Here is a 19542-nt window from a genome sequence, read left to right as displayed (position 1 = left end):
GAAGGAATAAATATCAGTGATTGTTGTGCGCATGGGTTTATTGATGCTTACGCTGCTGGCCCTCACGGCGGCGCAGGCGCAAACCATAAAGGAAAGCTACGCGTTCGCCGTGATTGGCGAACCGAAGTACGCTTTTAACTTTAGCCATTACGACTACGTAAATCCGGCGGCACCGAAAGGCGGCGCGGTCACGCTGTCAGCCCTGGGCACCTTCGACAACTTCAACCGTTTTGCGCTACGTGGCAATGCCGCCGAGCGTACCGATGCGCTGTACGACGCCCTGTTTACCACCTCCGACGACGAACCCGGGAGCTATTACCCGCTGATTGCGGATATGGCCCGCTATGCTGGCGACTTTTCCTGGGCCGAAGTGACCATCAATCCCCGCGCCCGCTTTCATGACGGCAGCAAAGTCACCGCAGAAGATGTCGCCTTCACCTTTCACAAGTTTATGACCGAGGGCGTGCCACAGTTTCGGCTAATTTACAAAGGCACCACGGTGAAAGCCATCGCGCCGCTGACCGTACGCATTGAGCTTGCGAAACCAAGCAAAGAGGACATGCTGAGCCTGTTTACGCTGCCGGTGATGCCGGAAAAATTCTGGCGTAACCATAAGCTCAGCGATCCGCTCTCCACTCCGCCGCTGGCCAACGGTCCGTATAAAATTACGGCATGGAAGATGGGCCAGTACGTGGTCTATTCCCGGGTGAAAGACTATTGGGCGGCAGATTTACCGGTGAATCGCGGACGCTGGAATTTCGACACGATTCGCTACGACTATTATCTCGACGATAACGTGGCTTTCGAAGCCTTCAAGGCCGGGGCTTTTGATTTCCGCACCGAAACCAGCCCGAAAAACTGGGCCACGCGCTACATCGGCAAAAACTTCAGCAACCATTTCATCGTCAAAGAAGAAGAGAAAAACAACTCCGCGCAGGACACTCGCTGGCTGACGTTCAATACCCAACGTCCGGTGTTTGCCGATCGCACCGTGCGCGAAGCCATTGGCCTGGCGTTTGATTTTGAATGGATGAATAAAGCACTGTTTTATGGGGCCTACAGCCGGACAAACAGCTATTTCCAGAACACCGAGTATGCAGCGCGTGGCCATCCCGACGCCGACGAGTTGGTATTGCTGGCCCCAATGAAAAAAGACTTACCGCCGGAAGTCTTCACCTCAATTTATTCGCCGCCGAAATCCAACGGAAACGGTTTCGACAGAGCTAACTTGCTAAAGGCCGACAAACTGCTGACCGACGCCGGTTGGGTGCTAAAAGGCCAGCAGCGCGTGAATGCCAAAACCGGCAAACCACTGCAATTCGAACTGCTGCTGCCGTCAGCGGGCAACAATCAGTGGGTAATGCCGTTCCAGCACAATTTGAAGCGCCTCGGGGTGATGATGGACGTTCGTCAGGTCGATTTGTCACAACTCACTAACCGGATGCGCACCCGCGATTACGACATGATGCCGCGCCCGTGGCGAGCAATGCCGTGGCCGAGCGGCAGCGACCTGCAAATTTCCTGGTCGTCGGAATACATCAACTCCAGCTATAACGGTCCCGGCGTCAGCAGCCCGGTGATTGATAATCTGATTAAACAGATGATTCACTGGGAAGGTAACAAACAGAAACTTTTGCCACTTGGGCGCGCGCTGGACCGCGTGCTAACCTGGAATTACTACCAGCTGCCGATGTGGTTCATGGCCTCAGACCGTATGGCGTACTGGGATAAATTCTCGCATCCGGCGGTTCGTCCCATCTATTCTCTGGGCTTCGATAACTGGTGGTACGACGTCAATAAAGCGGCAAAACTGCCCGAAGCACGGCGTTAAGGAGCAAAGATGGGCGCTTACCTGATTCGCCGACTGTTGTTGGTTATCCCCACGCTGTGGGCCATCATTACCATCAACTTTTTCATCGTGCAGATTGCCCCCGGCGGCCCTGTCGATCAGGCGATTGCAGCCATTGAATTTGGCACCAAAGGTGGCATGCCGGGCAGCGGAGCAGAAGGTATGGGCGCAACACATGCCCGTACAGGCGTGGGCAATATCAATGAAAGCCAGTATCGTGGCGGGCGTGGTCTAGACCCTGAAGTGATCGCCGAAATAACCCACCGTTATGGTTTCGACAAACCGATGCACGAGCGCTATTTCACCATGCTGTGGAACTACGTGCGTTTCGACTTCGGCGACAGCCTGTTCCGCAGTGCTTCGGTCTTACAGTTGATCAAAGCAAGCCTCCCGGTTTCGATAACGCTGGGGTTATGGAGCACGCTAATAATCTACCTCGTGTCGATTCCGCTGGGCATCCGTAAAGCGGTCCATAACGGCACGCGGTTCGACACCTGGAGCAGCGCTTTCATCATCATCGGCTACGCTATTCCCGCCTTCCTGTTCGCCATCGTGCTGATTGTGCTGTTTGCAGGCGGCAGCTATTACGACCTCTTCCCGCTGCGCGGGCTGGTATCTGCCAATTTCGATACCCTGCCGTGGTATCAAAAAATCACCGATTATCTGTGGCACATTACCCTGCCGGTGCTGGCGACGGTGATTGGCGGCTTTGCGGCGCTGACGATGCTGACCAAAAACTCGTTTATGGATGAGATTCGTAAGCAGTACGTGGTCACCGCCCGCGCCAAAGGGGTTAGCGAGAAAAACATCCTCTGGAAACACATCTTCCGCAATGCCATGCTGCTGGTCATAGCAGGGTTCCCGGCAACGTTTATTAGCATGTTTTTCACCGGATCGCTGCTGATTGAAGTGATGTTCTCGCTCAACGGGCTAGGCCTGCTCGGCTATGAAGCGACCGTTTCCCGCGACTATCCGGTGATGTTTGGCACGCTGTATATTTTCACCCTGATTGGCCTCCTGCTGAATATCATCAGCGATATCAGCTATACGCTGGTCGATCCGCGCATTGATTTTGAGGGCCGCTGATGCCACGTTTAAGCTCCGTCAATCAGGCCCGCTGGGCACGCTTTCGCCATAACCGCCGCGGCTACTGGTCGCTGATGCTGTTCCTGATTATTTTTGCCTGCAGTCTGTGTTCAGAGCTTATCGCCAACGACAGGCCACTCGTGGTGCAGTATCACGGTGACATCTATTTCCCGGCGCTGAAAACCTACAGTGAGAAAGACTTCGGCGGGCAGTTTGCCACCGCCGCCGATTTTCAGGATCCGTGGCTGCAAAAGCAATTGAGCGATCACGGCCGCGTGCTGTGGGCGCCGATTCGCTTTGGCGCTAACTCGATTAACTTTTCCACCGACCGCCCCTTCCCAGCCCCACCGTCGGCACAAAACTGGCTCGGCACTGACGCCAACGGCGGCGACGTGCTGGCGCGCATTCTTTACGGCACCCGTATTTCGCTGCTGTTTGGCCTGATGCTGACACTGTGTTCAAGCGTAATGGGCGTACTGGCGGGTGCGTTGCAGGGCTATTACGGCGGGAAAATCGATTTGTGGGGTCAGCGCTTTATCGAAGTGTGGTCCGGAATGCCGACGCTGTTTTTAATTATCCTGCTTTCCAGCGTCATTCAGCCTAATTTCTGGTGGCTGCTGGCAATAACCGTGCTGTTCGGCTGGATGACGCTGGTCGGCGTGGTTCGCGCTGAGTTTCTGCGTGCGCGTAATTTTGACTATATCCGCGCCGCACAGGCGCTAGGCGTTAGCGACCGCGGCATTATCTTCCGCCATATGCTGCCCAACGCGATGGTCGCGACACTGACCTTCCTGCCGTTTATCTTGTGCAGTTCGATTACCACACTCACCTCACTCGATTTCCTCGGTTTTGGATTGCCGTTGGGTTCGCCTTCGCTGGGCGAACTGCTGCTGCAGGGCAAAAATAACTTACAGGCACCGTGGCTTGGGATCACCGCGTTTTTATCGGTGGCGGTGCTGCTGTCGCTGCTGATTTTCATAGGGGAAGCCGTGCGCGACGCCTTCGACCCCAGCAAGGTGGTATGAGATGACGAAACCATTATTAGAGATCGATAATCTCTCCATCGCATTCAGCGCCAGGGAAGAAATCCGCACGGTGGTGAGTGAGCTGTCGCTGAAGGTGGAAGCCGGGGAAACGCTGGCGCTGGTCGGGGAATCCGGTTCTGGCAAAAGCGTGTCGGCGCTGTCCGTTCTGCGCCTGCTGCCCACGCCGCCGGTGAGTTATCCGGCCGGTGACATCCGCTTTCACGGTGAATCCCTGCTGCATGCCAATGAGCGCGTGCTGCGGGGGATCCGTGGGAATCGCATCGCGATGATTTTCCAGGAACCGATGGTATCGCTCAACCCGCTGCATTCTCTGGAAAAACAGCTGTACGAAGTGCTGTCCCTGCACCGGGGAATGCGTAAAGAAGCGGCGCGCGGCGAGATCCTGACCTGCCTGGATCGCGTCGGGATCCGCAATGCTCGCCAACGGCTGGACAATTATCCGCATCAGCTTTCCGGCGGCGAACGTCAGCGCGTGATGATTGCCATGGCGTTGTTGACGCGCCCGGAACTGTTGATTGCCGACGAACCCACCACCGCGCTGGACGTGTCCGTGCAGGCGCAAATTCTGCAACTGCTGCGCGAGTTGCGCCAGGAACTGAACATGGGCTTGCTGTTTATCACCCATAACCTGAGCATCGTACGTAAGCTGGCGGACAACGTGGCGGTGATGCAGAACGGCCGCTGCGTGGAACAGCGCGGCGCCCTGTCTCTGTTCCGCCAACCTGAGCATCCTTACACCATCAAACTGCTCGACAGCGAACCCGCGGGTGAGCCCGTGTCACTGCCGCCAGAAAGTGCGCCGCTGTTGCAGGTAGAAAACCTGCAGGTCGCATTTCCCGTTCGCAAAGGCGTGTTTCGCCGGGTAGTTGACGAAAACAGAGTGGTCAACAATATCAGTTTTACCCTGAATACCGGTGAAACGCTGGGTCTGGTGGGAGAATCTGGATCGGGGAAAAGCACCACCGGTCTGGCGCTGCTGCGTCTAATCGCCTCGGCGGGCAATATTACGTTTGATGGGCATAAAATTCAGGGCCGTTCGCGCAAGCAGATGCTGCCGCTGCGTCACCGGATCCAGGTGGTTTTTCAGGATCCGAACTCATCGCTGAACCCGCGCCTGAACGTGCTGCAAATTATCGAAGAAGGTTTACGCGTTCATCAGCCCGCGTTGAGCAGTAACGCGCGTGAAAACCAAGTGATTAGCGTGATGAAAGAAGTGGGGCTCGATCCGGAAACCCGCTGGCGTTACCCGGCTGAATTTTCCGGCGGTCAGCGCCAACGCATCGCCATCGCCCGGGCGTTAATCCTCAAACCGCAGCTTATCGTGCTGGACGAACCCACATCATCGCTCGATCGGACCGTACAGGCGCAAATCCTCGCCCTGCTGAAATCACTTCAGCAAAAGCATCAGCTGGCTTATATCTTTATCAGCCATGACCTGCATGTGGTGCGTTCGCTGTGTCATCAGGTGATTGTACTGCGTCAGGGAGAAGTGGTTGAGCAAGGTGTCTGTCAGCGCGTGTTTGCCGCACCGGCGCAGGAGTATACTCGCCAGCTGATTACGCTAAGCTAACGCTCAGAAAGGGTTGTTACCAGAGAAAGGCTCAGCGATAGCCACGCCGAAATTTTTCAGTCGGCAGGTTGCCGCGAACTCATCTTGCATGTTCACGAACAGGCACGGCTCGCCTTCGCATTCCAGTACGGAGCTTGGCAATTCGATATCGGTTAACGCCTGACTCAGCTTCTGCATCACGGGCCATGCGGTATCGCCGTCAGGACTCAGTAATTTCAGGGCCACCAGGCAATTATCATCTTCGTTACCATTTTGCGGAATCGGTTCAACTCTTGAACCTGCAAAACCGGCAGACCAGCGATAGCTCTGGGGCAGTCGGTGTACGATAGAAAGCTGTTGTGTATTCACGTCTTTTTCCCCGGAAGCAAAATGCTTCACAAATATTTCACATCCATATTAACACATCGTTGACAAATCGTCCTGCATCCAGCCAAGGGTACGTACGTTTTTATCGTCACTCGTATGCCAAACCGGCATAACGGCGCTATATGTACCCGTTTCTGTGATCTAAAACAACCTTTTTATCTACAGTGATGTGACTTTTTATACCAATTGATTTTACATAAAATAAACATGATCGGGCAGTACAAAACGCTTAGCGGTTGATATGCATCAAAAAGAGGCTGATTTCAGCCCCTTTTTGTTAAACAGATGTGTATTAGCGCGGGTTTTTACGAGGACGGCTGGCGTAGAGAGAGAACAAAATCGAACAACTGGCGCAAAATGCGATGGAAAACAGCATCGGCCACGCGGTGGTAAAGGTCGCCATCGACAGCAACGCCCCCACAATCGCACCAATCCCGAAGCGGAAAGTTCCCGCCAGCGACGACGCCGTGCCCGCCATGTGCGGGAATTCGTCGAGAATAACCGCCATCGCGTTGGAAGAAACCATCGATACGCAGCCCACAAACGCCGCTACACCAAGCACCAGAGACCAGAAGCCCACGCCAAGCAGTGCGCACACCACCATCCAAACGGCCATCGCGAACTGGATCCACAGCCCGGCGCGGAACATGTTCAGCGCACCGACTTTGCGCACAAAGCGGCTGTTGATGATGGTCATGATAAACAGGAATACGATATTCAGCGCGAAGTAATAACCGAAATGCTGCGGTGAAACGTGGTTCAGTTCGATGTAAACAAACGGCCCGGCGCTGAGGAACGAGAACATGCCAGCGAAGCTGAAGCCGCTGGCCAGCATGTAGCTCAGTACGCGCTTATGGCGGAACAGCGAGGCGAAGTTCCCCATCGTGGTGCGGATATGAAACTTCTGACGGCGCTCCGGCGGCAAGGTCTCATCGATAAAGAAGAAGATCATCGTTGAGGCCAGAAGTGCAGCAATAGCGAGGATCCAGAAAATCGCATGCCAGCTAAACCACACCAGCACCGCCCCGCCGACCATGGGCGCCACCAGCGGCGCAATGGTCGTCACCAGCATGACGAACGACATCATGCGGGAGAACTCTTCTTTCGGGTAAATGTCACGCATCAGGGCGTTGATCACCACGCTTGCAGCCGCCGCGGCCAGGCCGTGGAAGAAGCGCATAATGATCAGATGATCGATGGTCTGCGACAGCGCACACGCTACTGCAGCTGCCGCGAACACTAGCGTGCCACCGAGAATAACCGGCTTACGACCAATGCTGTCAGCCATTGGGCCATACAGCAACTGACCGAGGGCAAAGCCCAGAATGTAGGTGCTGAGCGTCATCTGCGCACTGCCCGCCGGGACGCCGAACTGCGCAGAAATGACCGGCAGCGCCGGGAGATACATATCAATTGAAAGCGGCATCAGCATGGCCAGGAGGCCAAGGATGAATACTATACCCAGCGAGGAGTGCTGCCTGGTGGTCACTAATCTACTCCTGAAGTTAGCGCGGCGATAAGCCAACGCTGGCGATTTCGTCTTCCGTCAGCGCCCGGTATTCACCTGGTGCCAAATCGTCATCAAGTTTAATCTCACCAATCCGTTCGCGATGCAGGCCCACAACGTGGTTGCCTACCGCCGCAAACATGCGTTTCACCTGGTGATAGCGCCCTTCACTGATGGTCAAACGGACTTCAGTCGGGGTCAGCACGTCCAGCTGTGCGGGTTTGGTCAGATCTTTTTCATTATGCAGCTGAACGCCTTTGGTGAATTGTTCAGCTGTGTCATCGGACACCGGTGATTCCAGCGTCACCAGATAGGTTTTCTCGCAGTGGTGACGCGGGGAAGTGACGCGGTGCGACCATTGGCCGTCGTCGGTCATCAGTACCAGGCCGGTGGTGTCGATATCGAGACGCCCTGCGGCGTGCAGCTTGTGCGCCAGTGGCTCATCGAGAAAATAAAGCACCGTCGGATGATCCGGGTCATCCGTTGAGCACACATAACCCTGAGGCTTGTTGAGCATGAAGTAGCGTGGGCCAGTCGGTTGAATCAACGGGTTTCCGTCATATTCCACAGTGTGTTCCGGCAGGACCTTAAACGCGCTGAGTTTGACAATCTCGCCATCCACGGTAACGCGGCTGGCGCGAATTTCACGCCCGGCAATGGCACGGCTGACGCCGAGTTGCTGGGCGATAAACTTTTCGAGTCGCATGAAGTATTTTTAGCCTGTAATTGTGCGGGTATCGGGCGTGGCCCGAAAATGAAGCTGTACTAAGGGTCAAGTATAACGGCCCTGCCAAGCCACTCAAGCGAAAAGATTCATGGCATACTATTTGCCTGGAAATAATGACGCTGGAACCATGACCTTTACACTTCGCCCTTATCAACAGGAAGCGGTGGACGCCACCCTCTCCCACTTTCGTCAACACCAGCAGCCCGCGGTGATTGTGTTGCCCACCGGCGCCGGGAAAAGCCTGGTGATAGCCGAGCTTGCTCGCCTGGCGCGTGGGCGTGTGTTGGTGCTTGCTCACGTCAAAGAACTGGTGGCGCAGAACCACGCGAAGTACCGGGCGTTAGGGCTTGAGGCCGATATTTTTGCCGCCGGACTAAAGCGCAAAGAGAGCCACGGCAAAGTGGTTTTCGGCAGCGTGCAGTCGGTGGCGCGCAACCTTGAGCTGTTTCAGGCCGAGTTTTCGCTGCTGATTGTCGATGAATGCCACCGCATCAGCGATGACGATGACAGCCAGTACCAGCAAATTCTTAATCACCTTAAAAAGGTGAACCCTCACTTACGCCTGCTGGGGCTGACTGCCACGCCGTTCCGTCTGGGAAAAGGCTGGATTTATCGCTTTCATTATCACGGCATGGTACGCGGTGATGAAAAAGCGCTGTTCCGCGACTGCATTTATGAACTGCCGCTGCGCTACATGATTAAGCACGGCTTTTTGACGCCGCCGGAACGACTGGATATGCCGGTGGTTCAATACGATTTCAGCCGCCTGCAGGTGCAAAGCAACGGCCTGTTCAGTGAGGCAGATCTTAACGTTGAGCTGAAAAAACAGCAGCGCGTAACGCCGCACATCATCAGCCAGATTGTTGAATTTGCGCAGAATCGCAAAGGGGTGATGATTTTCGCTTCAACCGTAGAGCACGCCAAAGAAGTCACCGGCCTGCTACCAGCCTCAGAGGCGGCACTGATCACCGGCGATACACCCACGCCGGAACGAGACCGACTGATTGAGGCGTTCAAAGCCCAGCAGTTTCGCTATCTGGTGAACGTCGCGGTGCTGACCACCGGATTTGACGCGCCGCACGTCGACCTGATTGCCATTCTGCGCCCGACGGAATCCGTCAGCCTTTATCAACAAATTGTCGGCCGCGGCCTGCGCCTGTCGCCTGGCAAGACCGATTGCCTGATACTCGACTACGCCGGAAACCCGCATGACCTGTTTGCCCCGGAAGTCGGCGCGCCGAAAGGCAAAAGTGACAACGTACCAGTACAGGTTTTCTGCCCTGCCTGCGGTTTCGCCAATACGTTCTGGGGAAAAACAACTCAGGACGGCACGCTTATCGAACATTTTGGCCGCCGCTGTCAGGGCTGGTTTGAAGATGACGATGGCCATCGCGAGCAGTGTGATTTCCGCTTCCGCTTTAAAAACTGCCCGCAGTGTAATGCGGAAAATGATATCGCGGCGCGGCGTTGCCGCGAATGTGACACGGTGCTGGTTGACCCGGACGATATGCTGAAAGCGGCATTGAAGCTTAAAGATGCGCTGGTGCTGCGCTGTAGCGGCATGACGTTACAGGACGGCGCTGACGAAAAAGGCCCGTGGCTGAAAGTCACCTATCACGACGAAGACGGGGCCGATGTGAGTGAGCGCTTCCGCCTGCAAACGCCCGCACTGAAAACCGCCTTCGAGCAGCTTTTTATGCGCCCTCATACTCGCACGCCCGGCGTGCCGCTGCGCTGGATAACGCCTGCCGATATCCTTGCTCAGCAAGTTTTACTGCGTCATCCGGATTTTGTTGTCGCGCGTAAAAAAGGGCAATTCTGGCAGGTGCGCGAAAAAATCTTTGATTATGAAGGCCGTTTCCGTCGCGCCAATGAGCTGCGCTAGCCCGGCCCCCGCAGTCGATCAACGCAAGCGCCCTTAAGCGCCCCCTAATATTGCGGGAAAAATCCCTCAATTTTCGTGTACCGACCGGCGATTGCCCGTATCAGGTATGTAGTTTCCAATTGCCCCTGTGGGGATTGAAGGCTATAATCCCGCCCGCTTTTGCATGTGCAAAGCAGATCACTTGCCTGTTGCTGGGTCGCCTGTAACAGGATTACATATAGAGAGACATCAATGTTTACTTTAAACGCAGAAGTACGTAAAGAGCAGGGTAAGGGTGCGAGCCGCCGCCTGCGTACCGCTAACCAGTTCCCAGCAATCGTCTACGGTGGCGAAGCTGCTCCAGTAGCTCTGGAACTGGACCACGACAAAGTGTGGAACCTGCAGACTAAAGAAGGTTTCTACACCGAAGTTCTGACCATCGTGGTTGCTGGTGGTAAAGAAGAGAAAGTGAAGGTTCAGGCTGTTCAGCGTCACCCGTTCAAGCCAAAACTGACTCACATCGACTTCGTTCGCGCGTAATCGCTGACAAGTTGTGAAGAACCCCGCCTCGGCGGGGTTTTTTTATCGCTGATTTTAGGTTACTTGCCGCTGGTGCGGCGCTGTAACTGGTCACGCAGGTTGGGTGGCGTGCCTTTGATGGTCAGCGTATCGGTGGCCGGATCCCAGAAAATACGTTCGCCCAGCAGCAGCGCATCAAAATTGATGGTCAGCCCACCGCCGCTTCCGGCGTATTTGGTCAGCTGGCGCAGCGTGCTTCTGTCGGCCGGGAAACTCTCTTCCAGCTCGTAGCCTTTGTCGGCGGTGAATTCGTGGAAACTCATTTCACTGACGCCCGACAACTCTTTGGACAGCGACTCCAGTTCAATCTCTTCCCCGGCCTGCAGCTGTTCGTTGCAATAGGTGTAAACCTGCTGGCGCACGTTCTGACGCTCAGATTTATCGAGCTCCGCTTCGGCAGTAAAATCGTCAACTGCCTGCAGCAAACCCCGGTTCTGCGCTTTGGCGTTCAACCCTTCGCTTGCCCCGAGGAAATCCATAAAGAAATCGGCCACTTTGCGCCCGACTCGCCCTTTCAGGAAAGTCAGGTAGCGGCTGGAGTCCGGATTAGTTTCCCATTCGGTCAAATCAATACGCGCCACGATATCGGCATGATTGATATCGAGATAGTGCGTGGAGCTGATATCCAGTTGCTCGTTCACGCGCATGCTGCTCAGATTGTTGAGCACCGCCACCAGCAGATACTCCACCGCCAGATAGCGATAGTGGCAAAACAGTACGATGCCGCCGTCAGCGAACGGGTATTTCGCCAGTTCGTCACGCAGGCGACCGGTCGCTGCGCGGCTAAAGGCCAGGAAATCTTCCTCACCCTGACGATGCAGGCGCAGAGACTGGGCCAGCTCGCTCTCTTCATTGAACATGCCATAGGCTTTGTTCTTTGCGCTATAGACCCGATGCAGCTCAGCCATCATCTCTTCGACCGTTGCCGTCGGCTCCAGCAAAGTATCGCGCAGCACCACTTCAAGGTTCTCTTCATCACGCTTGATCATCTGGTGCAGGGCAATCTGGTTGATATCCAGACTCATGTTAAACTCTCCTTTTAGACCGGACGGTATTCAACCATCGCGGACGCAACTGTGTAAAGGCGAAAAAAAGCGGAAAAAAAGCTGCTGCTACGGTAATATGTTGCCCTTTCATGAACAAACAGATTCTGGATTTATGCCGCAAATCTCCCGCTACAGTGATGAACACGTTGAACAGCTGCTGACTGAGCTTGCCAACGTGCTGGAAAAACACAAGGCACCGACTGACCTTTCACTGATGGTGTTGGGCAATATGGTGACTAACCTGATTAACACAAGCGTCGCGCCAGCACAGCGCCAGGCGATTGTCCGCTCCTTTGCTCAGGCGCTGCAATCCTCGGTTAGCGACGACCCAGCGCACTAAGCGCAAAAGGAAGACGACAAACAGTTTATGGTGACTCATCGTCAGCCCTATCGAGAAAAAGTGTCCCAGATGGTCAGTTGGGGGCACTGGTTTGCCCTGTTCAACATTCTGCTGGCCGCAGTTCTCGGTAGCCGCTATCTGTTTGTCGCCGACTGGCCGACCACGCTGTCCGGTCGCGTGTACTCGTACATCAGCCTCGTCGGGCATTTCAGCTTTCTGGTGTTCGCCACCTACCTGCTGATCCTCTTCCCGCTCACCTTCGTTGTCATGTCCCAGCGCCTGATGCGGTTCTTCTCCGCCATTCTTGCCACTGTGGGCATGACGCTGTTGCTTATCGACAGCGAAGTCTTTACTCGCTTCCACTTGCACCTTAATCCGGTAGTGTGGGAGTTGGTGATTAACCCCGATCAGAACGAAATGGCCCGCGACTGGCAGCTTATGTTTATCAGCGTGCCGGTCATTCTGCTGATTGAGATGCTATTCGCTACCTGGAGCTGGCAAAAGCTGCGTAGCCTTACGCGCCGCCGCCACTATGCTCGCCCGGTCGCCTGGTTTCTGTTTACTGCATTTATCGCCACGCATGTGATGTACATCTGGGCCGATGCGAATTTCTATCGCCCGATAACCATGCAGCGCGCGAATTTGCCACTTTCCTATCCGATGACCGCCCGTCGTTTCCTTGAGAAACACGGCCTGCTGGACGCGCAGGATTATCAGCGCCGTCTGGTGGAGCAAGGCGATCCGGAAGCCGTTTCCGTGCAATATCCGCTGAGCGATTTGCGCTACCGCGATATGGGCACCGGACAGAACGTTCTGCTGATTACGGTCGATAGCCTGAATTATTCCCGTTTTGAGAAGCAGATGCCTGCCCTGGGCAGTTTTGCGCAGCAAAACCTTAACTTTACTCAGCACTTGAGCGCCGGTAATGCCGCCGACAGCGGGATCTTCGGCCTGTTCTACGGGATTTCACCAAGCTATATGGATGGCGTGTTGTCCGCACGCGTTCCGGCGGCATTGATTTCCGCGCTGAATCAGCAGGGTTATCAGCTTGGGTTGTTCTCCTCTGACGGATTCAGCAGCCCAATGTATCGCCAGGCGCTGCTGTCAGACTTCTCGCTGCCACCGTCCAAATCTCAGAGCGATGCGGATACCGCTTCCCAGTGGATCAACTGGCTGGGGAGCTATGCGCAGGAAGAGAACCGCTGGTTCTCCTGGATTTCGCTCAACGGAACCACCCTTGCCGACACCCAGAAGCAAGGCTTTAACCGCCGTTATTCCCGCGCTGCCGGGGATGTTGATAAGCAGATTGACCGCGTGCTGACCGCACTGAAAGCGTCCGGCAAGTTCGACAAAACCGTGGTGATTATCACGGCAGCGCACGGCGTATCACTGGATAAAAAAGGCGCGAATTTCGACTGGTCTCGCGAGCAGCTTCAGGTTCCACTGGTGGTTCACTGGCCGGGTACGCCAACGCAGGAAATCACCACTCTGACTAACCATAAAGATGTGATGACCACGCTGATGCAGCGCCTGCTGCACGTCAGCACGCCTGCCAATGAATATTCTCAGGGGCAGGACTTGTTCAGCGCCACGCGCCGCCATAACTGGGTCACCGCCGCGAGCAATACTGACTTGGCGATAACCACGCCGAAGGTGACCGTCGTGCTGAATCACAACGGTAACTACCACACGTGGAATCGCGACGATGAGAAAGTGGAGAACGAGAAGCCACAGCTGAGTCTGCTGCTCCAGGTGCTGACCGAAGAGAAACGTTTCATCGCTAACTGATTGATTATTTTTAAATCAGTTGGCGGAAACCGTCTTGCATCCGGCGTTGAAAAAGGTAGTATTATTTTTCAGCGTCGGCACGTAGCGCAGCCTGGTAGCGCATCGTCATGGGGTGGCGAGGGTCGAGAGTTCAAATCTCTCCGTGCCGACCAAAATCATTTTCCGAAACGATATTACTCGCTCACCACGCTCAATCAATAACCAGCCTCGCTCGACAAAAACACCTAAAATCATAAAGTTAAACGATAACTGCATTTTATAATGAGTAGACATTGTGCAAAAACACAACCGCGCTCATTGTTAGCAATGTGTTATCCTCTTCGCTTCGTGAATTACGCAAATCAGTTCCTGATTAAGGACATCAAGAGGTTTTATGCGCATTGGAATCGCCTTCCCTATCCTGTGTTTTATCGTCGCGGTCGCCTTCCTGGCCTGGTTTATCATCGGTGGCTACGCCACACCGGGTTCCTGAGTTTCACGGGCGATTGGCCTTAGTACATATCACCACACAAAATTAAAATATTGGTAAATAACACTTACCATTAACTGTGGTGATGGTACGATCTGCTTGTTGCTAACTGATCAAAAGGATTAACAGTGAAAAACGCATCCAAACTTGCTGCTGCCGTGCTCTCTCTGGCCTGTGTTTCTGCCAGTGCCTTCGCGGCCAATACGCCGCTTGAAAAAGTGGCCCCTTACCCGCAGGCGGAAAAAGGGATGAAGCGTCAGGTCATTACGCTTCCGCAGCAGAAAGACGAGTCTGGTTACAAAGTGGAGCTACTGATTGGTCAAACCCTGGAAGTGGACTGCAACCAGCATCGCCTGGGTGGTGAACTGGAAAGCAAAACGCTGGAAGGCTGGGGTTACGACTACTACGTCTTCGATAAAGTGACGTCCCCGGCGTCCACTATGATGGCCTGCCCGGACGGCAAGAAAACACAGAAATTCGTGACCGCGTATCTGGGTGACGACGCGATGGTGCGCTACAACAGTAAGCTCCCAATTGTGGTTTACACGCCAGCTAACATCGACGTGAAATACCGCATCTGGAAAGCCGAAGACAAAGTGCAGAACGCCGAAAAGCGCTAATTCAGCGTTAAAAAAAGCCCCGTTAATAGACTGACCCTATACGGTGGGACAGTTCATGTTAAGCGGGGCTTTTTTGTTACAGGGCGATATCTGCCACCGGTTGCAGCTCCACCCGCGGAGGCGTGAACTGCGCCTGCGGTACAGGATCGGCCGGCGTGTCGGCATCATAACGCAGGCCAAGCACTTCGCTGGTGTGCGCCAGCGTCTGCTGAATGGCCTGTGGGTCACCGCTCAGACGGCTGCCGTAAGTCGGCACCACCGAGCGCAGTTTTTCCTGCCATGCAGGCGAATTCACTTTCTCTTTGAATACCTGCTCCATCAAATGCAGCATGATCGGTGCCGCCGTTGAGGCGCCCGGCGAGGCGCCAAGCAGTGCGGCAACCGTACCTTCATCATCGCTGACCACTTCCGTACCTAAGCGCAGTACACCGCCTTTGTCTTCGTCGCGTTTGATGATTTGCACGCGCTGACCCGCCTGCCACAACCGCCAGTCGCTTTTCTTCGCTAACGGATAGTATTCCTGCAGTGCAGCCAGACGGTCTTTATCATTCTGCATCACCTGCCCAACCAGATACTTCACCAGACTAAAGTTATCCAGTCCGACGTTAATCATCGGCAGAATGTTTGATTTATTGGTCGAGCCGAGCAAATCCCACAGCGAACCGTTTTTCAGGAATCGGGTCGAAAACGTCGCGAACGGCCCAAACAGCACCGCGCGCTTACCGTCGATTATGCGGGTGTCAATGTGCGGGACCGACATTGGCGGCGCGCCCACGGAGGCCTGACCATACACTTTCGCCAGATGATGATTCACCACCTCAGGATTTTCGCACACCAGGAACTGGCCACCGACCGGGAAGCCCGCGTACTCTTTCGCCTGTGGAATGCCGGTCTGTTGCAACAGTTTGAGTGCCGCCCCGCCCGCGCCGATAAAGATAAATTTCGCCCGGATGATGCGACGAACTTTAGCGTTATTGGCGTCAGAAACGGTGACCGTCCAGCTGTTATCCGCGTTGCGTTTAAAACGGCGTACCACGGTGTTGAGCTGCAACGAGAAATTGTCATGACGACGCAGGCCGGCAATCAGCTGACGGGTAATTTCACCGTAGTTCACATCGGTGCCGACTTCGGTCCGCGTCGCAGCGACCTTCTGCTGCGGGTCGCGCCCTTCCATCACCAGCGGAGCCCACTTCTTAATCTGTTCGGTATCTTCGGAATAACGCATTCCCTGGAACAGCGAGTTCTGCTGAAGTGCTGCATAACGAGCGCGCAGGAAGTTGACGTTATCTTCGCCCCACACAAAGCTCATGTGCGGTACGGTATTGATGAAGGTCTTCGGCTGTTGCAAAACGCCGCGTGTCACCTGGTGCGCCCAGAACTGGCGCGAGATCTGAAAGGCTTCGTTAATCTCGATGGCTTTGTCGATGCTGACAGAACCATCCGCTTTTTGCGGCGTGTAATTCAGTTCCATCAGGGCGGCATGGCCGGTACCGGCGTTATTCCAGCCGTTGGAGCTCTCCTCGGCGACGCTTTCCATACGTTCAACCATGGTAATAGACCAATCCGGCTCCAGTTCCTGAAGCCAGGTTCCCAGCGTGGCGCTCATGATGCCACCGCCAATCAACAACACATCCGTCTCATGCTCGGTACGGGCGTGGGTCTGGTCTGCCAGAGGTTCGGCATCTAAACCAACTGCCTGTGAGCTGCGTACGGCCATCTTTTTAGTCATCGTAATGAGCCTTACTGTACTCGCGTTTTTTGTTTTAGCGCAGGTGAAACGATTCGGGGAAATCCACGTTAGCACTGACGGTGAAAGATTTAAATATTGTTTAATCTTTAAGTCCTGTTTTGATAACTGTTATAAAAATGTTTAATAAATGTGTCACACGGATGAGTATTGGTACTGGCGAAATGTGACGCAACGCGGTAATATCGCCCGTTTTGTGACATACAGCACATCTCGTGCTTATGATTAACCGGTCATCCATAACCTTAATTTCTCTATGCCTGATACCTCTTCATCGTTAACGACTGCTGAACAAAATGCGCTCGCCACTATCGTGCGCTCTCCTGCCCTGCTGCTGCGCGAGTCGCTGGCCGGGGTGATCACCGCCCTGGCGCTGATTCCGGAAGTGATTTCTTTTTCGGTGATTGCAGGCGTTGACCCGAAAGTGAGCCTGATTGCGTCGGTTGTGCTGTGTCTGGCGATGTCGTTCCTCGGCGGGCGTCCGGCGATGGTTACGGCGGCGGCGGGTTCAGTGGCGCTGGTCATCGGCCCGATGGTGCATCAGCACGGCGTAGCGTACATCCTGCCTGCAGTGGTGATGGCGGGCGTGATTCAAATTTTATTTGGTGTGTTCGGCATGGCGAGGCTGATGCGATTCATCCCGCAGGCGGTAATGACCGGCTTTGTGAATGCGCTCGGTATTCTTATTTTCTTTGCCCAGGTGCCGCATTTTTGGAGCAAAGAGCCGCTGATTCTGGCGCTGTTTGCCGCCACGCTGCTGATTGTACTGTGGGCACCGCGAGTAATTAAAAGCGTGCCTTCGCCGCTGCTCGCTATCGTTATTCTGACGTTGTACACCGTCTATAGCGGCCAGATTCTGCCGACCGTCGGCGATGAAGGCTCGATGTCAGGCGGTTTGCCCGGCCTGACCCAGTTGCTGGTGCCGCTCAATCTGCAAACATTACAAATAATCTGGCCCTGCGCACTAAGTATCGCCTTTGTCGGGCTGATGGAATCGCTGCTAACGGCAAAACTGGTCGATGACTTAACCGCCACGCCGTCAAGCAAAGCGCGTGAAAGCGCCGGGCTTGGTATCGCCAACATTATGGCAGGCTTTTTCGGCGGGATTGCCGGGTGCGCGATGATCGGTCAGACCATCGTCAATGTGGAAATGGGTAAAGGCCGCAGCCGCCTGTCTACCGTGGTGGCAGGCCTGGTGTTGCTGTTACTGGTGACCGGGCTGAGCAATGTAATGGCCAAAATCCCCATGGCGGTGCTCGCCGGAATCATGGCCATTGTGGCGTTCAAAACCTTTAGCTGGCACAGCATCCAGCCAGCCACCCTGAAGCAAACGCCGTGGTCGGTGACGCTGGTGATGCTGGTCACCGTCGCGGCGACCGTCAGCACCGGCAATCTGGCCATTGGTGTGCTGGCCGGAATTGTGGCGCTGGTGTTGATTCCGAAGCGTATCCGCCGCCATCACGCGGCTAAAGCAGAAACACCGTCGCCAGCCCCAGAAAAATAAAGAAGCCGCCAGTGTCGGTGATCGCGGTGATCATCACACTGGAGCCTACCGCCGGATCGCGGCCAAACTTGGTCATGATCATCGGGATCAGTACCCCCATCAACGACGCCACCAGCAGGTTAAGCACCATCGCCAGCATCATCACGCCGCCAAGCTGCAGGTCATCGTACAGCCACCACGTCACTCCGCCCATTATGCCGCCCCACACCAGGCCGTTAATCAAGGCCACGCCCATTTCACGCAGGATCAGGAACGAAAAGTTACCCGGCTGAATATGCTGGAGCGCCAGCGCACGAACGATCATGGTGATGGTCTGGTTGCCGGTATTACCGCCGATCCCCGCCACGATGGGCATCAGCGAGGCCAGCGCCACCAGCTGGGAAATGGTGTGTTCGAAGCTATCAATCACCCTTGAGGCGATAAATGCGGTACACAGATTGACCGCCAACCACGCCCAGCGCGTTTTCACCGCTTTGCTGACCGGGGCGAATACGTCCTGATCGTTACTCAGACCGCTCATCTGGCGAATATCGTTGTCGGTTTCTTCGTACACCACGTCAACAATCTCATCGATGGTCAGACGCCCGAGCAGTTTGCCTTCGGCGTCAATCACGGCGGCACTCAGCAAGTCATCACGTTCAAAGGTACGCGCAACTTTTTCAGCATCTTCTTCAGGATGGAAGGTAACGGGCTCTGCTTCCATCACGTCGTTTACCCGGCGCTGCGCCGGATTGAGCAATATGGTTTGCAGTTCCAGTTCGCCAAGCAGCGTTTTATCGCGCGAGGTGACGAACAGTTTGTCGGTGTTCTCCGGCATTTTTCCCAGTCGGCGCAGGTAGCGCTGCACCGCGCCCAGCGTGACGTCCGGGCGAATGGTGATCACCTCGAATTCCATGATCGCACCCACGCTGTCGTGGGCGTAATTCATCACCTGGCGCACGCGGTCGCGTTCGGCTGGCGCAAGCGTCGCCAACAGACGACCGGTCAGATTGCGCGGAAGGTGCTGAACCAGATAGATTTTTTCATCGATATCGAGAGTTTCCAGCGCATCAAGCAGCGCCTTGTCGCTCATTCCTTCGATCAGGTCTTCATATACGCCTTCGGACGCTTCGAGCAACACGTTGCCGCGCTTGCTGTCTTCCACCAGCCCCCAAAGCGCATGACGTTCATCGGACGGCAGTGCCTCCAGCGTATCCGCCAGATCGGGCGCAGGCAGGTGCGCCACCAGCGCACCCACTTCGGCAATATCATCCGCCAGCTGCCCTTCGTCATACTGTTCTGCCAGCGTCAGTTTGTTAGTTAGCGCGGACGTAATGGCTTTGTCGGTAGTCAGCAGCCAGATAAGTCGGGCACGTTCCTGGTCACGCAGTCGGGCGCTGTTTTTATGAAACACGGACATCGGTTGGCAATCCTTGAGCGGGGGCGGTTTTCCAG

17 protein-coding genes and 1 tRNA gene are annotated in these 19542 nt (G+C 55.1%); 12 read left to right on the top strand and 6 right to left on the bottom strand.

Translation table 11 applies throughout. From position 1 onward, the window contains the following. Positions 1-19: 19 nt before the first annotated feature. The 4 genes from MUU51_RS16200 to yejF are packed head-to-tail and all read left to right on the top strand — an operon-like array spanning position 20 to position 5551. Positions 20-1831: an extracellular solute-binding protein gene (locus MUU51_RS16200; RefSeq protein ID WP_258968248.1), complete on the top strand. Its 1812-nt coding sequence runs from the start codon at positions 20-22 to the stop codon at positions 1829-1831. Between the two features lie 9 nt (positions 1832-1840). After that, positions 1841-2935: a microcin C ABC transporter permease YejB gene (locus tag MUU51_RS16195; RefSeq protein WP_159770422.1), complete on the top strand. Its 1095-nt coding sequence runs from the start codon at positions 1841-1843 to the stop codon at positions 2933-2935. Next, on the top strand, positions 2935-3960 hold the full coding sequence (locus tag MUU51_RS16190; protein WP_258968128.1) for a microcin C ABC transporter permease: 1026 nt from the start codon (positions 2935-2937) through the stop codon (positions 3958-3960). The genes MUU51_RS16195 and MUU51_RS16190 overlap by 1 nt, the downstream gene beginning before the upstream one ends. Before the next feature lies 1 nt (position 3961). Beyond that, complete coding sequence (gene yejF, locus MUU51_RS16185) at positions 3962-5551, top strand: microcin C ABC transporter ATP-binding protein YejF (RefSeq protein WP_258968127.1); 1590 nt, start codon at positions 3962-3964, stop codon at positions 5549-5551. Between the two features lie 3 nt (positions 5552-5554). Here yejF and MUU51_RS16180 read toward each other — a convergent pair whose 3' ends face one another. The 3 genes from MUU51_RS16180 to rsuA all read right to left on the bottom strand — a co-directional run bounded on the left by MUU51_RS16180 (position 5555) and on the right by rsuA (position 8130). After that, entirely contained in the window at positions 5555-5899 is a 345-nt protein-coding gene (locus MUU51_RS16180; RefSeq protein ID WP_258968126.1) for a YejG family protein, read from the bottom strand. A gap of 310 nt (positions 5900-6209) precedes the next feature. Next, on the bottom strand, positions 6210-7406 hold the full coding sequence (locus tag MUU51_RS16175; RefSeq protein ID WP_159770413.1) for a Bcr/CflA family multidrug efflux MFS transporter: 1197 nt from the start codon (positions 7404-7406) through the stop codon (positions 6210-6212). Positions 7407-7422: 16 nt separating this feature from the next. Beyond that, positions 7423-8130 carry a 16S rRNA pseudouridine(516) synthase RsuA gene (gene rsuA, locus MUU51_RS16170; RefSeq protein WP_159770410.1) on the bottom strand — a complete coding sequence of 236 codons (708 nt, stop codon included), beginning with the start codon at positions 8128-8130 and terminating at the stop codon, positions 7423-7425. Between the two features lie 148 nt (positions 8131-8278). Here rsuA and radD point away from each other — a divergent pair, with 148 nt between their 5' ends. Together radD and rplY are read left to right on the top strand one after the other, a co-directional pair. Continuing rightward, positions 8279-10036, top strand: a complete 1758-nt coding sequence (gene radD / locus MUU51_RS16165; protein WP_258968125.1) for a DNA repair helicase RadD — start codon at positions 8279-8281, stop codon at positions 10034-10036. 231 nt (positions 10037-10267) lie between these two features. Continuing rightward, on the top strand, positions 10268-10555 hold the full coding sequence (gene rplY, locus MUU51_RS16160; RefSeq protein WP_110509351.1) for a 50S ribosomal protein L25: 288 nt from the start codon (positions 10268-10270) through the stop codon (positions 10553-10555). A 59-nt stretch (positions 10556-10614) separates the two neighbouring features. Here the strand turns inward: rplY and yejK are convergent, their stop codons facing one another. Further along, on the bottom strand, positions 10615-11619 hold the full coding sequence (gene yejK / locus MUU51_RS16155) for a nucleoid-associated protein YejK (protein ID WP_159770404.1): 1005 nt from the start codon (positions 11617-11619) through the stop codon (positions 10615-10617). A gap of 133 nt (positions 11620-11752) precedes the next feature. On the opposite strand from yejK, the gene MUU51_RS16150 reads away from it, so the two are divergent. The 5 genes from MUU51_RS16150 to eco all read left to right on the top strand — a co-directional run bounded on the left by MUU51_RS16150 (position 11753) and on the right by eco (position 14857). Next, on the top strand, positions 11753-11980 hold the full coding sequence (locus MUU51_RS16150; protein WP_159770401.1) for a YejL family protein: 228 nt from the start codon (positions 11753-11755) through the stop codon (positions 11978-11980). A 27-nt stretch (positions 11981-12007) separates the two neighbouring features. Further along, a complete protein-coding gene (gene yejM, locus MUU51_RS16145; protein WP_258968124.1) occupies positions 12008-13768 on the top strand; it encodes an LPS biosynthesis-modulating metalloenzyme YejM in 1761 nt (586 codons plus the stop codon). Between the two features lie 75 nt (positions 13769-13843). Then, positions 13844-13920: transfer RNA gene (locus MUU51_RS16140), tRNA-Pro, on the top strand. A gap of 221 nt (positions 13921-14141) precedes the next feature. Beyond that, positions 14142-14240, top strand: a complete 99-nt coding sequence (locus tag MUU51_RS16135; RefSeq protein ID WP_146220051.1) for a YoaK family small membrane protein — start codon at positions 14142-14144, stop codon at positions 14238-14240. A 125-nt stretch (positions 14241-14365) separates the two neighbouring features. Then, on the top strand, positions 14366-14857 hold the full coding sequence (gene eco, locus MUU51_RS16130; protein WP_258968123.1) for a serine protease inhibitor ecotin: 492 nt from the start codon (positions 14366-14368) through the stop codon (positions 14855-14857). Positions 14858-14933: 76 nt separating this feature from the next. Here the strand turns inward: eco and mqo are convergent, their stop codons facing one another. Further along, positions 14934-16586, bottom strand: a complete 1653-nt coding sequence (gene mqo / locus MUU51_RS16125) for a malate dehydrogenase (quinone) (RefSeq protein WP_159770356.1) — start codon at positions 16584-16586, stop codon at positions 14934-14936. A gap of 274 nt (positions 16587-16860) precedes the next feature. Here mqo and MUU51_RS16120 point away from each other — a divergent pair, with 274 nt between their 5' ends. Beyond that, the gene (locus tag MUU51_RS16120) at positions 16861-18108 is read left to right on the top strand and encodes a SulP family inorganic anion transporter (RefSeq protein WP_258968122.1); all 1248 of its coding nucleotides are present in this window, start codon (positions 16861-16863) and stop codon (positions 18106-18108) included. Here MUU51_RS16120 and mgtE read toward each other — a convergent pair. After that, on the bottom strand, positions 18071-19507 hold the full coding sequence (mgtE, locus tag MUU51_RS16115) for a magnesium transporter (protein ID WP_258968121.1): 1437 nt from the start codon (positions 19505-19507) through the stop codon (positions 18071-18073). The two genes, MUU51_RS16120 and mgtE, sit on opposite strands and share 38 nt — an antisense overlap. Between the last annotated feature and the right edge of the window lie 35 nt (positions 19508-19542).

This window comes from Scandinavium manionii, assembly GCF_024764775.1.
GTDB lineage: Bacteria > Pseudomonadota > Gammaproteobacteria > Enterobacterales > Enterobacteriaceae > Scandinavium > Scandinavium manionii.
Note: the sequence above shows the minus strand (reverse complement) of the source record. Positions and strands in the feature narration are given on the sequence as shown.

Excerpts from the sequence above, each read along its gene's own strand:
- MUU51_RS16195 (WP_159770422.1), top strand. The coding sequence starts at position 1,841 with ATGGGCGCTTACCTGATTCGCCGACTGTTGTTGGTTATCCCCACGCTG.
- MUU51_RS16190 (WP_258968128.1), top strand. The coding sequence starts at position 2,935 with ATGCCACGTTTAAGCTCCGTCAATCAGGCCCGCTGGGCACGCTTTCGC.
- yejF (WP_258968127.1), top strand. The coding sequence starts at position 3,962 with ATGACGAAACCATTATTAGAGATCGATAATCTCTCCATCGCATTCAGC.
- rsuA (WP_159770410.1), bottom strand. The coding sequence starts at position 8,130 with ATGCGACTCGAAAAGTTTATCGCCCAGCAACTCGGCGTCAGCCGTGCC.
- radD (WP_258968125.1), top strand. The coding sequence starts at position 8,279 with ATGACCTTTACACTTCGCCCTTATCAACAGGAAGCGGTGGACGCCACC.
- rplY (WP_110509351.1), top strand. The coding sequence starts at position 10,268 with ATGTTTACTTTAAACGCAGAAGTACGTAAAGAGCAGGGTAAGGGTGCG.
- yejK (WP_159770404.1), bottom strand. The coding sequence starts at position 11,619 with ATGAGTCTGGATATCAACCAGATTGCCCTGCACCAGATGATCAAGCGT.
- MUU51_RS16150 (WP_159770401.1), top strand. The coding sequence starts at position 11,753 with ATGCCGCAAATCTCCCGCTACAGTGATGAACACGTTGAACAGCTGCTG.
- yejM (WP_258968124.1), top strand. The coding sequence starts at position 12,008 with ATGGTGACTCATCGTCAGCCCTATCGAGAAAAAGTGTCCCAGATGGTC.
- MUU51_RS16135 (WP_146220051.1), top strand. The coding sequence starts at position 14,142 with ATGCGCATTGGAATCGCCTTCCCTATCCTGTGTTTTATCGTCGCGGTC.
- mqo (WP_159770356.1), bottom strand. The coding sequence starts at position 16,586 with ATGACTAAAAAGATGGCCGTACGCAGCTCACAGGCAGTTGGTTTAGAT.
- MUU51_RS16120 (WP_258968122.1), top strand. The coding sequence starts at position 16,861 with ATGCCTGATACCTCTTCATCGTTAACGACTGCTGAACAAAATGCGCTC.
- mgtE (WP_258968121.1), bottom strand. The coding sequence starts at position 19,507 with ATGTCCGTGTTTCATAAAAACAGCGCCCGACTGCGTGACCAGGAACGT.